General features: G+C 35.2%; 12 protein-coding genes. 2 read left to right on the top strand and 10 right to left on the bottom strand.

The features are described 5' to 3' along the window. Positions 1–15: 15 nt before the first annotated feature. A complete protein-coding gene (locus tag LKL37_RS18950) occupies positions 16–1,098 on the bottom strand; it encodes an efflux RND transporter periplasmic adaptor subunit (RefSeq protein WP_431612154.1) in 1,083 nt (360 codons plus the stop codon). A 147-nt stretch (positions 1,099–1,245) separates the two neighbouring features. After that, positions 1,246–1,632, bottom strand: coding sequence for a hypothetical protein (locus tag LKL37_RS18945; protein ID WP_431612009.1), 387 nt, complete (start codon positions 1,630–1,632; stop codon positions 1,246–1,248). Positions 1,633–2,289: 657 nt separating this feature from the next. Between LKL37_RS18945 and LKL37_RS18940 the strand changes: the two genes are divergently transcribed. Beyond that, on the top strand, positions 2,290–2,682 hold the full coding sequence (locus tag LKL37_RS18940; RefSeq protein WP_431612008.1) for a multicopper oxidase domain-containing protein: 393 nt from the start codon (positions 2,290–2,292) through the stop codon (positions 2,680–2,682). Positions 2,683–2,720: 38 nt separating this feature from the next. After that, complete coding sequence (locus LKL37_RS18935; RefSeq protein ID WP_431612007.1) at positions 2,721–3,155, top strand: META domain-containing protein; 435 nt, start codon at positions 2,721–2,723, stop codon at positions 3,153–3,155. Between the two features lie 64 nt (positions 3,156–3,219). On the opposite strand, the gene LKL37_RS18930 is transcribed toward LKL37_RS18935, so the two are convergent. The 8 genes from LKL37_RS18930 to LKL37_RS18895 all read right to left on the bottom strand — a co-directional run bounded on the left by LKL37_RS18930 (position 3,220) and on the right by LKL37_RS18895 (position 13,020). Then, the gene (locus LKL37_RS18930) at positions 3,220–3,480 is read right to left on the bottom strand and encodes a SemiSWEET transporter (protein WP_431612006.1); all 261 of its coding nucleotides are present in this window, start codon (positions 3,478–3,480) and stop codon (positions 3,220–3,222) included. Between the two features lie 36 nt (positions 3,481–3,516). Continuing rightward, on the bottom strand, positions 3,517–4,551 hold the full coding sequence (locus LKL37_RS18925) for an NAD(P)/FAD-dependent oxidoreductase (protein ID WP_431612005.1): 1,035 nt from the start codon (positions 4,549–4,551) through the stop codon (positions 3,517–3,519). Positions 4,552–4,605: 54 nt separating this feature from the next. Then, complete coding sequence (gldN, locus tag LKL37_RS18920; protein ID WP_431612004.1) at positions 4,606–5,544, bottom strand: gliding motility protein GldN; 939 nt, start codon at positions 5,542–5,544, stop codon at positions 4,606–4,608. Between the two features lie 20 nt (positions 5,545–5,564). Next, positions 5,565–7,157 (bottom strand): GldM family protein, encoded by a 1,593-nt coding sequence (locus tag LKL37_RS18915; protein WP_431612003.1) that lies wholly within the window; start codon positions 7,155–7,157, stop codon positions 5,565–5,567. Positions 7,158–7,209: 52 nt separating this feature from the next. Continuing rightward, positions 7,210–7,908, bottom strand: coding sequence for a gliding motility protein GldL (gene gldL, locus LKL37_RS18910; RefSeq protein WP_431612002.1), 699 nt, complete (start codon positions 7,906–7,908; stop codon positions 7,210–7,212). Between the two features lie 53 nt (positions 7,909–7,961). After that, entirely contained in the window at positions 7,962–9,386 is a 1,425-nt protein-coding gene (gene gldK, locus LKL37_RS18905; RefSeq protein ID WP_105704375.1) for a gliding motility lipoprotein GldK, read from the bottom strand. Between the two features lie 108 nt (positions 9,387–9,494). Further along, the gene (gene glmS, locus LKL37_RS18900) at positions 9,495–11,348 is read right to left on the bottom strand and encodes a glutamine--fructose-6-phosphate transaminase (isomerizing) (protein WP_431612001.1); all 1,854 of its coding nucleotides are present in this window, start codon (positions 11,346–11,348) and stop codon (positions 9,495–9,497) included. A 31-nt stretch (positions 11,349–11,379) separates the two neighbouring features. Next, positions 11,380–13,020: a DUF4270 family protein gene (locus tag LKL37_RS18895; RefSeq protein ID WP_431612000.1), complete on the bottom strand. Its 1,641-nt coding sequence runs from the start codon at positions 13,018–13,020 to the stop codon at positions 11,380–11,382. Positions 13,021–13,025: the final 5 nt, after the last annotated feature.

The raw sequence follows: 13,025 nt of genomic DNA, 5'->3' as shown, positions 1-13,025 counted from the left end.
TCATTTTAGAGACCACTACTCTGCTTTTAATTTCAATGACTGAAGAACTTTCTTAGGATCCTGGAATTTTGTTTTCACCTTTTGATCATCTTTCACTTTCTGAACTCCCTCCAGAAGAATCTGATCTCCTTTTGAAAGTCCTGAACCTACGATATAAAGATCCGGAAGTTCATAAGCAATTTTAATATTTCTGGATTTTGCCACTCCGTTTTTGTCAATAACAAATACATATTTCTGATCCTGAATTTCATAGGTAGCTTTCTGTGGAATAATCAAACCGTTATGAACAGGCATTGTCATCTGTATCTTTCCTGTTTCTCCATTTCTCAGAAGTTTATCTGGATTTGGAAACTTCGCTCTGAAAGCAATATTTCCGGTCTCATTATCGAATTCTCCTTCAATCGTCTGAATCTCTCCTTTTTGGGTATACATTTCACCATTAGCAGTAATCAGAGATACCTGGTTACTTCCTCTGTCTGCTGCGTGAGTCTGATAACTTAAATATTCAGGCTCGGAAACATTGAAATACGTATAAATATTGGTGTTATCCGATAATGATGTCAAAAGATCTCCTTCATCTACAAGACTTCCCAGTTTCAAAGGAATTCTGTTGATAATACCAGAGAATGGTGCTTTAATATCAGTAAATGAAAGGTGGATCTGAGCCAGTTTCATTTCTGCATTGGCAGCATCCAGCTTGGCTTTTGCCATTGCTTTTTCATTTTTGGAAACGATGTTGTTTCCTGCCAATGTACTTGCATTCTTAAGTTCGATAGAAGCCTGTTCTACCTCTGCTTTTGCTTTTAATAATTCTGCCTGATAGAGTTTTGGCATAATTCGGAACAAGGTTTGTCCGGCCTGTACGTATTGTCCTTCATCTACAAAGATTTTTTCCAGAAAACCTTTTTCCTGAGCTCTCACTTCAATGTTTTTTACAGATTGAATCTGGGCTACGTATTCTTTGTTGATTACGGTATCCATTACCACAGGGGATGTCACCGGATAGACGGTAACTTCTTCTTTTTCTTCTTTTTTCTTATTGCAACCAACCGCCAACAAAAGGGCACTCAGCGCAATTCCCGAAGCAACTCTTTTTATCATAATTCTAGAGTTTATATAATCGTTAATGTTTTGATAGAAATAAAAAACGGTAATAAAAGGGGTACAATGTGATGATTACCAACATACACAACGTAAGGATTTCCCACCCGTTATCAGGCAGAAAATCAATAGAACGGAAAAATTTTAAATTCTGATGGAACGGATAAGAATAAATCTTTTGGTCGCCAAGCCCAAAACAAATCCGTGAATATCCGGTTTGGATCTTTTATAGCTTTTTAATCCAAAAATATAGACCAGAGAGAAAACTCCGGCAAAAACAATAACAGCCTGCCATACATCAGACAGCTGGAAATTATTTTCGGTAAGTTCTAAGGTTGAATTATCTACATTGTCGGCCATTTGCTGAACAGAAAGTTTTTCAAAAGTCTGATTCAAACGGTTGGCTCTTTTTGGCATATGATGAGAGGTATGACTGTTATAGTCATTTCGAAGAGTTTTAACGTCGATTCTGCTTTCTACTACAAAGAGCAGAAAAAGACCGGTTAAAAAGTATACTACGAAGTTTCTCATTTTGAAGTTGCAAATGTACACCCAGATTATGATATTATCATCATGGATTAACAAAATTTAACTATCCTTTAAAATACCTGAATATAAAAACCTTATAAATAGTAAATATTTCCTTTATTCAAGCACAATTTGAACAATTCTGACATCCTATCTGTGCACCAATCAATTTTCAAAAATCAAGCCAATTTTTACCCTTAGAAAAAATTCTAGTCAAAAATCTGTTGTGTTTTTTGACATTATAAAGTGCCATTTAAATCAGTTTCACTGTACTTTTATTACTGAATTAAAACAACTTAACATAACTTTTGTCATGATTTCATTTTATTAATATTAACTTATTGTTTGTCTTTCCTTTTTGAATTACTTTTGCCGAAAATTAACACAAGCAGATAAAAAAAAATGAAAAAGAATTACCACATCTTCCTGAGAATAATACGCTTAAAATTCTCTTATTAAACACCATTTCCCTTAATTTTCAACAACAATTATTATTTCCCGTTTCGTGAAAAATGTTTCCAAAAACAGTGAGATAAATTTACTTTAATTTATAATTTCTGTTAGTTTATGAAAATTTAACACATATTTATTAAAAATATTTGTAAATTTATAAGGCATTAACATCATTATTCATGGAACACTTTAAAATCACATCTCACTATGAAAAAATTATTAGTACCAGTCCTTTTCGGATTGACCATTATTTCCCTAACAGCGTGTAAGCATCCCGGAAAAGAAACTGAAACCTTTACTACTGCTGCTCCGGAAAATGCAGACGAAATTTCCAAAAATGTTTATGTTGACAGCTATGGAGAAAAGATAGAAGTAACCATCAACAGCACCAAAAATACCGCAACTATACATTTAAACGGTAAAACTTTTGACCTTAAAAAAAGTGATGCTTTACCGGAGTATACAGCCTCTAATGAAGAGTATCAATATTCTGATATTAAAGGAAATATAACTTTCCTGAAGAAGAATGTAGATATGGTCCTATTCCACCTTAAACAGGAAAAAAAACAATCAGGTCCGGCGAAAATGGCATCGTATTAGCATATTGAACACCATTCATCTTAAAAAAAATAAGTATTATGAAAAGTTTATATTATTATTTATCGGCACTTGTTATCGCAACGTTTTTAGTAGTTTCTTGTAAAACACAGAATACACAAAAAGCAACTACTGATATTACAGGAAAAACATGGAAGCTTACTGAGCTTAACGGAAAGCCGATTGATCTTAAAAACCCTAAGAACAATCCTTATTTCAAACTTGATATGAATGGTATGAGATACCAAGGACATGCAGGATGCAACGGTTTGGGAGGAACATTCGAGATCAAACCTGAAATGATGAGAATAAAATTCAACCAGGGAATGTCTACCATGATGGCTTGCGAAGATCTGGATATTGAAAACCAGTTTACAAAAGCAATCCTTGCTGCAGATAACTATTCTGTGAATGGAAACACACTTACTTTAAACAAAGCAAGAATGGCTCCTTTAGCAAAATTTGTTCTTCAATAAAATAATTCTATCTCACTTAAATAAAAAAAAGACGCCCAATTTTCAGGCGTCTTTTTTATGTGCTTTACTCTCTTTTATTGTAAATGATGTAACAAATCAGAAGGCTGATGTTCACCAGAACAGCAAATGCATTTGACAAAATAATAGGTAATTCGCCTTTTTCAAAGCCATACCATACCCACAGTGAGAGACCTGAAATAAGCACCAAAAGCATAAGCAGAGAAATGTCTTCTACATTCTTCTCTCTGATCACTTTTATCAATTGTGGAATCATGGAAACAGAAGTAAGAACTCCGGCAATGATACCTAATATATTTTCATTCATACATGCTATATTTTTGGATAGATATACTAAAATATGTTAATGAAATCTATTCATAGAAACTTCTTCATGCAGTGGAACACCTTCTTCAATAAAGCGGAATAAATCTCTTGTAAAATAACAGCCATTCAGAATACCACGGGCACCTAATCCGTTAAAAACGTATAAATTTTTCAATGTTTCATGCCTGCCTATGATAGGTCTTCTGTCTTTTACTGTGGGACGGAAGCCAAAGTGTACTTCTGCCACTTCAAAATCATATGGATAAAACTCGGAAAGTCCTTTGACCAATTGTTCAACTGCAGACTCGTCAATATGATGATGAAGCTGCTCTCTGTCATAGGTTCCCCCATAGAAATAAAGTCCGTTTTCGGTTGGGAATAAAAAATGCTTCTTTTTAATGGTTATGTTTTCAGGAATTGGCTGTGAAAGCTTTACTTTTACATGGTGACCTTTATTGGGATTCACTGTGATCTCTGAAAAATACGGATTATCTTTCACTCCCATTCCTTCGCAGAAAATAATATTTTTGAAGGTAAAATCTTTGTATATAGATTCGGAAGGGTTCAATTTAGCATAATCGAATTTTTCTTTTACCAAATGATCGTTTTTTTCAAAATAACTGAATAAACCACTGAAAAATCCATTAACATTAAGTCTGGCAGACTGATTCACCTTTCCGGTCTGAAAGTCGTTTTTAACTATATTTAAACGATCAAAATTTTTGTCAAGAAAAGCAGATAATTCTTCATTTTCTGATTTTCTCAACCAAAGGTTCTGTTCATTTTCATCATGAAAGATTCTGTGAATGGGAGCATTGATCAAATAATTTTCTCCGGTATAAGATTCTATTTCCTTCAGACTGTCTTTAAGAAAATCTATTTGCTCCTGTGCTTTCCAGAATGTGGTAAACTTCTTTAGAACAACAGGATTGATAATTCCTGCTGAAACTTGTGAAGCACTTTTTTTCCCTTCAGAAAAAATGACAAAGGACTTGTTGTTTTTAATTAGCTGATGAGCCATAAAAAGCCCAGCGTATCCGTCTCCTACAATAATATACTCTACATTTCTCATAATAAAAAAACCTGAGTAAAAATACTCAGGTTTTCTATAAATATCAAGTGAAATCTAGTAATTCCACATATCATTTTCCATATCAAGAATCTGTGCTTTGATTCTATCGCTTTCTTCCAGCTGTTCATCAGCATTTTTAGGAATATAGTCCTTAATAGTACCATCCCCTAAACCAGCTGAAGACTTATAAATGATAGAAGAAAATCTTCTTGCATTGATTACATCATCGAAAGATAAGTCAGCAGATGAATTTTTTCTGTTGAAGACGAAATTGTTTGCTAAAACATCACGAGCGCTTGGATAATAGATCCAGAACAGGTCAATAAGCTCATCGTTACCTGCAATAGGCTTACCATCCGGACCAATAACTCCCTGTACTGCAGGATCTGGTCCCATTGCAGCGATACCTAGAGGTCTGTATTTCATTTGTCCATCTCTCTTATCGATAAACCACATACCCATAATTTTAAGAACTTTTACTTTATCAGTAGTGGTCTTAAATACGTCAGTATATTGTTTCTTTTCTGCTTCTGTAAGCTGTCTTCCTGAGTTTAAGATATCAATAGCAGCATCATTGATGATTACTTTTTCTAATCTTTTCTGAATTCCTTCCGGAGAAAGTTTTACAGTAAAGTTTTCATCATCATATACCTGCTGAATCTTTCCTGTTAAAGCTGCATCCAACAATAATTGGTATAAAGATCTTGTTGGAGTAGAAAGAAGACTATTTTCATTATCATAGTAGAATGGCTGGTTGATCTTATCATTCATATCAATGATCTCCCATACAAACATACTTTTAAGGATATCCTTGTCTTCTACAAAACCATACTCAAGAGGCTTTACTGTTTTATCTACAATAGTATCACCAACTTTTTGTTTATTTTCCGCTCTCATCTGTCTGAACTCTTCCGGAGAGGCTGCGTTCAGAATAGTCTGGGAAAAAGCAAATCCCGAAACTAATACTAAAAGGGTGCTAATATATTTTTTCATAATAAATTACAATTTTAGTCCTATGGAATGTTAATAATTATAGGAGTAATGTTTTTAATAACCTGGCCATCTAAACCTTGAGCTGTAACTTTAATATCAAAGATAGAAACTACATCTCCGGATCTAAGATTCTTCACTAGTCCAGCAGCGTCATTCAATGAATTTCCGTGAACTAACAGCGCTGCTCTACCTGGTACTCTTACCATAAACTGCGTTACAGTAAATGAAACAGGGAAGTCGAAGTCAGGAATTGCAGCCTGTACCGTTTGGTTCTGGATAGAAGTTGCCGGCATAGATACTATACTGCTTCCTCTGATCTGACCTTGTGGTGGTGGTACATTTTTAATTCTGTATTCAAACACCTGAGATACTGATTTTCCGTAAGGATCTGTTCCTGACAATGTTAACTTAACCGTATTACCCGAAGTTGGTTTTATACTCCATTTTCCTGGGCCTGTACTTTTCACAGATGCACCCGGAGCAGATAATGAAAGTTTAGAATTGTCAGCACCTAAGATTGATCCTGAAACAGGGTTCTCAAGTCCTCTATACATTACATTCATTTTGTCTGCAGAAAGTAATAGTCCTTTTTCAAGTTTTACTTCTCTAGGTCCTGCGATTACATTATAAGTATGCGTCCAAGGGAAAGACTGTGGCTTACCTGAAGCATCTGTTAATGTAATAGTACCTCCTAATTTATGCTCACCAATTCCAGAACCTGAAATAGATGTAATACCTTTACCGTTTTCTACTCTGCCTACACCAGAGATACTGATCTTGTTACTTGTAGAATAAGTACCTAACATTACTTTTACTTCAACCTGTTTTCCTGCCTGGATATCTACCGGACCTGAAACAATAGGCTCATAGCTTGAAAATTTGATACTTGCATCTACTTTCTCTTGTAGCAACATTGCCAATGCATCAGACTGTACGTTTCTGGCATCATTTTGGATAATCTCTAAATTGGAGATTGCACCAATTAAAGGCTGATGATAGAATTTATTCTGAAACCAGGTCTTATCATTTGGAGATTTTCCTTTTGGATATTCAGCTATAAGAGATGCATTAGCTCTATTCACTAAATCTTGCAATTGATGATTTTGTCCGAAAGTAGTATTGATATAATTTCTTATAGCATCAATCTTAGCCTTTAACTCATTTGCTCCTTTTGAAAGAGTATTTTCTTCTCCATCCTTAAAGAAATATTGTGTTGCACCTTCATTATTATTAAGTGAAGAAAAATTCTCACTAACATCAATTGGCTTACCAGTGGCTGGATCATTTTCTATAAATTCAGCCTCTTTCTTCAGCTTTCCTTTGATTTGTTCTGCATGAGAAACTAAATCATCGATTTTTTGCTTCAATACCTTATATTGCTCCCAAGGCTGTGCATAAGTATCTGGTACCTGCTGTGCCTTAGCCGCTAGTGTTTTCTCAAATATCTCAGTATTTTTTGTTTCCGTAAGCATACGTGTTGCTTTTAAAGAAACTGTAGAGTCATAATATGATCTGATGATTTCTGCATCAATATTTAGGGCCATCATCGCGATGAACACCAAATACATCAGGTTGATCATCTTCTGACGAGGGGTCTGTTTTCCTTGTGCCATTCTCTTTTCTTTGTTTTTTGATTAAGTAGTTAAATTTAGAAATGGTTAGGAATTAAGACTTCATAGCAGTTAGCATACCACCATAAACTCTATTTAAGTTATTAAGATTAGATGTTAAACCTTGTAGCTCCTGGTTGAATTTCTCAGAGTGTTCTGCAGATTTCTGCATATCTGCTACATATTTATTAGCAAATTCTGATTGTTTTTTACCGTTTTCCAATTGCATTGCATAAAGAGCATTCATGCTTTCCATATGCTGAGCAGCTTTGTTTAATTGGTCATTATATTTATGCGTAGAAGCAGATACGTCAACAGTTTGATTGATCTGATCAACAGAGTTTGAAAATTTATCAATACCTGTTCTTAGTCTTTCAAATAATTGAACGTCTAATCTAGCATCTTCAAGCATTTTGTCCAATTTAGTTGAAAGAGAGTTTTCTAATTCAGCAAACTGAGCTGCAGCGTTATTATTTCTGGAAGAAACATTAGAGTGTAAAGGATTTGGGTTAGCATGCTTATCTAATAACTCAGGATAAACATTTTCCCAGGCATAAGACTCTTCTGATTTTGGAGGGTCAAATGCAAAAATGATAAAGATAATTGCCTCAGTAATAAGCCCCACGGTAAGGGCAACATTACCATTAATTGGTCCATAGGAAATGTGAGTAATTTTAAGCCAAGCTCCAAGAATTACAATTGCAGCACCGAATGAATAAAAGAAATTCATCCAAGCATCTTTAGTCTTAAACATATTGAGTTAGTTTTTTTAATGTTAAATAAAATTGTTATTGAAAAATTGTCTGATTAATTTCTGTTAACTCTTCTTGGTTTAACAGCTGCTTCAGGAATATCCTGTACAGTTCTGAATCCGATATAGCTTCTTGCGGAATCTTTTCTTTCCCAATCTCTAGCACCTGTCATCAGGGCATATCCTATATCTTTCCAAGATCCACCTCTTACAGATTTCTTCGTATCCTTTTTATCTTTAGTAGAAGGATTTAATGTAGAAGAGAATCCAGATGAAGAATTGTTAAACGAAGATAATGTCCACTCAGAAACGTTTCCAGCCATATCAAATAACCCAAACCCATTTTTCTTAAATTTCTTAACTGGAGCTGTATATGTATAAGTACCTTTTTTCTCGTCTTCCATGTAGTTACCTCTCTTCGGTTTGAAGTTAGCAAGGTAACAACCTCTGTCATCCATTAAATATGGACCACCCCAAGGGTAAGTAGCATTTTGCATTCCACCTCTTGCAGCATATTCCCATTCTGTTTCTGTTGGAAGACGGAACTCTAATGGTCTTTGTTTTTTTCTTTTTAAACTTTCGTTGTAATCAGTTTTCAATTTAGATCTGAAGTTACAATAAGCTCTTGCCTGATCCCATGTTACTCCAACTACAGGATAGTCTTTGTAAGCTTTGTGCCAGAAATATTGTTCAAATAATGGCTCATTGTAAGCAAAGTGGAAATCTTTTACCCAAACTGTAGTATCAGGATAGATCGCAATACTTTCGCTTTTCAGGTAGTTTGCTCCTCTTTCGTTATCTGCAACAGCAGCGTCCATATCTCCCCAACGGTAAGTATATTTCAGCTTACTTACATCTAAAATTCTCTCGTTTCCGATTCTTGAAGAAGAAGGCAGATACATAGATTCTAAAACCTCTGCGTATTCTACATCTGGATATTTTGTTGTACTCCAGTGTAAAGGAATTTTCCAATCTAACCTTTTGCTAGCATCATATCCTCCATCTTCACGGCCACCCTGGCCTTCCATATATTCTTGATAAGGTGTTAAATTTTCTTCTTTTTTAGCAAGATATGCATAATCACCTATTGCAGCTCCTTTACGTCCGCCTTCATCACCACCTTCTCCGGCAGCTTCAGCAAGTAAAGTTCTCGCAATAGAGTCTCTTACATAATTGATAAATACTCTGTACTCCGAGTTGGTAGTTTCTGCTTCATCCATGAAGAAAGAAGAAACAGTAACTGTCTTCAATGCTGCTTTTTCAGGAGTATTTGTTGGATCCTGGTCTGCTAAACCAGCAACAAATGAACCTGCAGGAATTGCGACCATTCCGTATGGTCTTTCCGCAACAAATGATTTAGTTTTTTCTCTTGGTATCAATTCTCCTTTTGTTCCTGGCTTCCCTACAGAAGAGCTGCCACCACCTGAACAAGATACCGATGCTACCGACGCAGACAATAATAAAAGAAATATCCTTTTCATGTTAATTTTTATAATTAAGCCGTAAATATATAATTTTTTTAAGAAACTTTTAAGATTTTTTTTGAAATAACGGAAGAAATCTAAATTTATTTTATTTACAACAACTTTTTACTCCACGGTTACAGATTTTGCAAGGTTTCTCGGTTGATCTACGTTAGCTCCTCTATATACTGCTATATAATAAGCAAGCAGTTGCAGAGGCACGGAAGCAACGATAGGTGAGAAACATTCTGAAGTTTCAGGGATTTCAATAACATAATCTGCCATTTCGCTCACCTGGCGGTCTCCTTTATTAACTACAGCGATAATTTTTCCTTTTCTCGCTTTAATTTCCTGAACATTACTTACAATTTTATCATAGTGACCTTTTTTAGGCGCTATAATTACAATTGGCATATTTTCATCAATCAGGGCAATAGGACCGTGCTTCATTTCTGCAGCCGGGTATCCTTCTGCATGGATGTAAGAAATTTCTTTTAATTTTAATGCTCCCTCTAAGGCAGCAGGATAATTGTACCCTCTTCCTAAATAAAGGAAGTTTGTAGCTTTCACAAAATCTTTTGCAATATTCTGAGTCAGCTCATGGGTCGTATTCAACACTTCTTCAATTTTCTTAGGGATGGCATCAAGCTCAGCAATTAAGCTCATAAATTCAGCGTTTCCTAAGTTTCCGTTGTGTTTTCCTAATTTAAGTGCAATTAAACTAAGAATAGTAAGCTGTGCTGTAAATGCTTTTGTAGAAGCAACCCCAATTTCAGGGCCGGCATGCGTATAGGAACCTGCATCTGTAATCCTAGCGATTGAAGAGTCTACAACATTACATATACCATATATAAATGCACCTTTTTCTTTTGCCAGTTTTAAAGCAGCCATTGTATCAGCTGTTTCTCCAGACTGAGAAATGGCAATCACAACATCCTTATCTGTAATAATTGGATTTCTGTATCTGAATTCTGATGCATATTCTACTTCAACAGGAATTCTTGCATACTCTTCTATAAGATATTCTCCGATAAGACCTGCATGCCATGAAGTACCACAAGCAATAATGATAATTCTGTTGGCATTTTTGAATCTCTCAACATGATCCCAGATTCCAGCCATTTTGATCACTCCTTCATCTACAAGAAGTCTACCTCTCATGGTATCGTGTACGGATTTAGGCTGTTCAAAGATTTCTTTCAGCATGAAATGCTCATAACCTCCTTTTTCAATCTGCTCAAGGCTAAATTTAAGCTCCTGAATTTCTGGTTCAATTTTAGAGTTATCATTAATAGTTCTGATATCTACACCTCCTTCAAGAGAGATTGTAGCCATGTGTCCTTCTTCAAGATAAATGGCTTCTTTTGTAAATTCTACGAAAGGAGAAGCATCAGATGCAATAAAATATTCTTTATCTCCGATTCCGATTGCCAAAGGAGAACCCAGTCTTCCTACTACCAATACTCCCGGATAATCTTCATGAAGTACAGTGATTGCATATGCCCCATATACCTCATTCAATGCATATCTTACTGCAGTTGGGAAATCGGTTTCAGATTTAAGATCCATAAAATACTGAACAAGATTTACCAATACTTCTGTATCTGTTTCTGATTTGAAAGTAAATCCTTTTTCAGTAAGCATTGTTTTAATAGTATCATAGTTTTCGATGATCCCATTATGTACAATTGCTATTTTTCCGTTATTTGACAAGTGCGGGTGGGAATTTCTGTCACTGGGAACTCCGTGGGTTGCCCAACGCGTGTGCCCCATACCAATTTTAGATGTTCCTTTTAATTCTTTCGAAATATTCACCAAATCCTCAACTTTACCTTTTGTTTTTTCCACTTCAAGCTTATTGTCTGAACCTTCTAAAACAATTCCGGCACTGTCATATCCTCTATATTCTAATCTTCTAAGACCATTGATTACAACTTCGTAAGCGTCTTGAAAACCTGTATATCCTACTATTCCGCACATATATTTTGTCTAGTGTTTTTTTTAATTGTATTTATTTTTTTGTAGCGTAAGTCACTTTAAGCTGGACTCTATTCGCATTTGTTTTGTCTAATGAACCTGTAAGAATAACTCTATTCATATCAAATGCTCTTGTTGTATTACGAACTCCTAAAAGTTTTCCTGTAGCATCTGCAGCAAATGTTCCTGCGTTGATCCATAATGGTTTATTAGTTATTGGCTGATCATTTCCACTCGCATCCTTTTCTGTTTTCCCTTCAACAAGATCTTTAAGAGTTTTTGTTACTACAAAATCGTAGTACCCTTTACTTTCATTGTAGCTATATAACCCAAGACCAGCTAATAAGTCTGATGAATAAGCTAATTTTGAGAAATCAAGAGTTCCATCAGCCTTCATTGGATTCACTGTAAACCTGCGATCTTCTGTTGAATTGGTATTTTTCCAGCTTGCAGGATCCAGATATACTCTGATCTTAGCACTTAAAATACCTATCTTATCTTTTGTATAAATATCTCTAAGAGCAGCAATCGTTTCATCCTTAATTTTCACAACTGCAGAAGGACCTCCCATACCCTGAACGTAAAGTTTTGCATCTCCATCATTGGTATTAATTGATGCCAATGCATTTGCAGACGGAGTTCCACTTCTGTTGAATTCATATTGTCCAATGTGAGCATTAAGACCTCCTACATTGAAGACAAGGTTTGTTTGTGGTCTTGTAGTGGTTCCGTTATCTACTTTATCATATTTATAATACATGATAAGCTGCAGATCATTAGGAGAGAACTGGTAAAGGTATTTATCCGTTTCATCCACAGAAATTCTGATTCCTTTAAAATATCTGATAAAGTTGGAAGCATCCTGAAGTTCAGGCTTTCCTTTTTTATCAAGAATATGAGTTTGGAAAAAGTCTGTATTGCTCAGTTTCAGTCTGTATCCAAGATTTCCTGTGAATACAACCGAGTTATCAGATTTTTTAGTAATAGAGATTGCGCTTACGTTACCGTCAAATACTCCTGATCCTAACAGCTCACCAGTACTTACAGTCTTATTGGAACGTTTGAAACTATCATCATTTGAATCCAGGAATGTAGTGATCTCGTGTACATTGATTTTCATTGATTTTGAAGCACCTCCTATTTTACCGTATTTACGAACAGGATATGTTTTCTTCTCAATAGAAACTTCTGTAGCGACACCATCTACCGGAAAATCAGTTTTCGCGTATGTATTGGTCTTTAATGAATCTCCTTCAAAGTAATAAGTATTCGAAATGGTATTGGCTGGTGGTCTCACCACAAGAACTACAGAGTCTACTTTTGGGTTTGCACCATTAAAATCAAAATTATCTACAGGCATTCTTAACTGAGTAAGATAAGAAGCTCTCTGCATTCCGAACTGACTTTCTGTAAATGCTCCAAGAACACCTACTGTTAAGGCTCCACCGCTTTCATTCAATCCATTGATCAATCTGGCAGCATCACTTCTGATAGAGTCATTATTATTATAATTGTATGCAACCACATCATATGATATTTCATTACCTTGTGCTGCGTCATTATTAAACAACTGCTCACCAAGAGAATCTGCATCAGGTTCACAGTTATAAAGGATTGTACTTCCGAAAATCGCCAATAAAAGCATGGCGAATGTCCTTTTAAGAGTATGAGTCATTAAAA

It is taken from the genome of Chryseobacterium sp. 'Rf worker isolate 10' (assembly GCF_050753305.1).
In the GTDB taxonomy this organism is placed as follows: domain Bacteria; phylum Bacteroidota; class Bacteroidia; order Flavobacteriales; family Weeksellaceae; genus Chryseobacterium.
Note: the sequence above shows the minus strand (reverse complement) of the source record. Positions and strands in the feature narration are given on the sequence as shown.

Bases quoted from the DNA above. Each gene is read 5' to 3' on its own strand.
- gldL (WP_431612002.1), bottom strand. From the start codon at position 7,908: ATGTTTAAGACTAAAGATGCTTGGATGAATTTCTTTTATTCATTCGGT.
- gldN (WP_431612004.1), bottom strand. From the start codon at position 5,544: ATGAAAAAATATATTAGCACCCTTTTAGTATTAGTTTCGGGATTTGCT.
- LKL37_RS18935 (WP_431612007.1), top strand. From the start codon at position 2,721: ATGAAAAGTTTATATTATTATTTATCGGCACTTGTTATCGCAACGTTT.
- glmS (WP_431612001.1), bottom strand. From the start codon at position 11,348: ATGTGCGGAATAGTAGGATATACAGGTTTTCAAGACGCTTACGAAGTT.
- LKL37_RS18940 (WP_431612008.1), top strand. From the start codon at position 2,290: ATGAAAAAATTATTAGTACCAGTCCTTTTCGGATTGACCATTATTTCC.
- LKL37_RS18930 (WP_431612006.1), bottom strand. From the start codon at position 3,480: ATGAATGAAAATATATTAGGTATCATTGCCGGAGTTCTTACTTCTGTT.
- LKL37_RS18895 (WP_431612000.1), bottom strand. From the start codon at position 13,020: ATGACTCATACTCTTAAAAGGACATTCGCCATGCTTTTATTGGCGATT.
- LKL37_RS18915 (WP_431612003.1), bottom strand. From the start codon at position 7,157: ATGGCACAAGGAAAACAGACCCCTCGTCAGAAGATGATCAACCTGATG.
- LKL37_RS18945 (WP_431612009.1), bottom strand. From the start codon at position 1,632: ATGAGAAACTTCGTAGTATACTTTTTAACCGGTCTTTTTCTGCTCTTT.
- LKL37_RS18925 (WP_431612005.1), bottom strand. From the start codon at position 4,551: ATGAGAAATGTAGAGTATATTATTGTAGGAGACGGATACGCTGGGCTT.
- gldK (WP_105704375.1), bottom strand. From the start codon at position 9,386: ATGAAAAGGATATTTCTTTTATTATTGTCTGCGTCGGTAGCATCGGTA.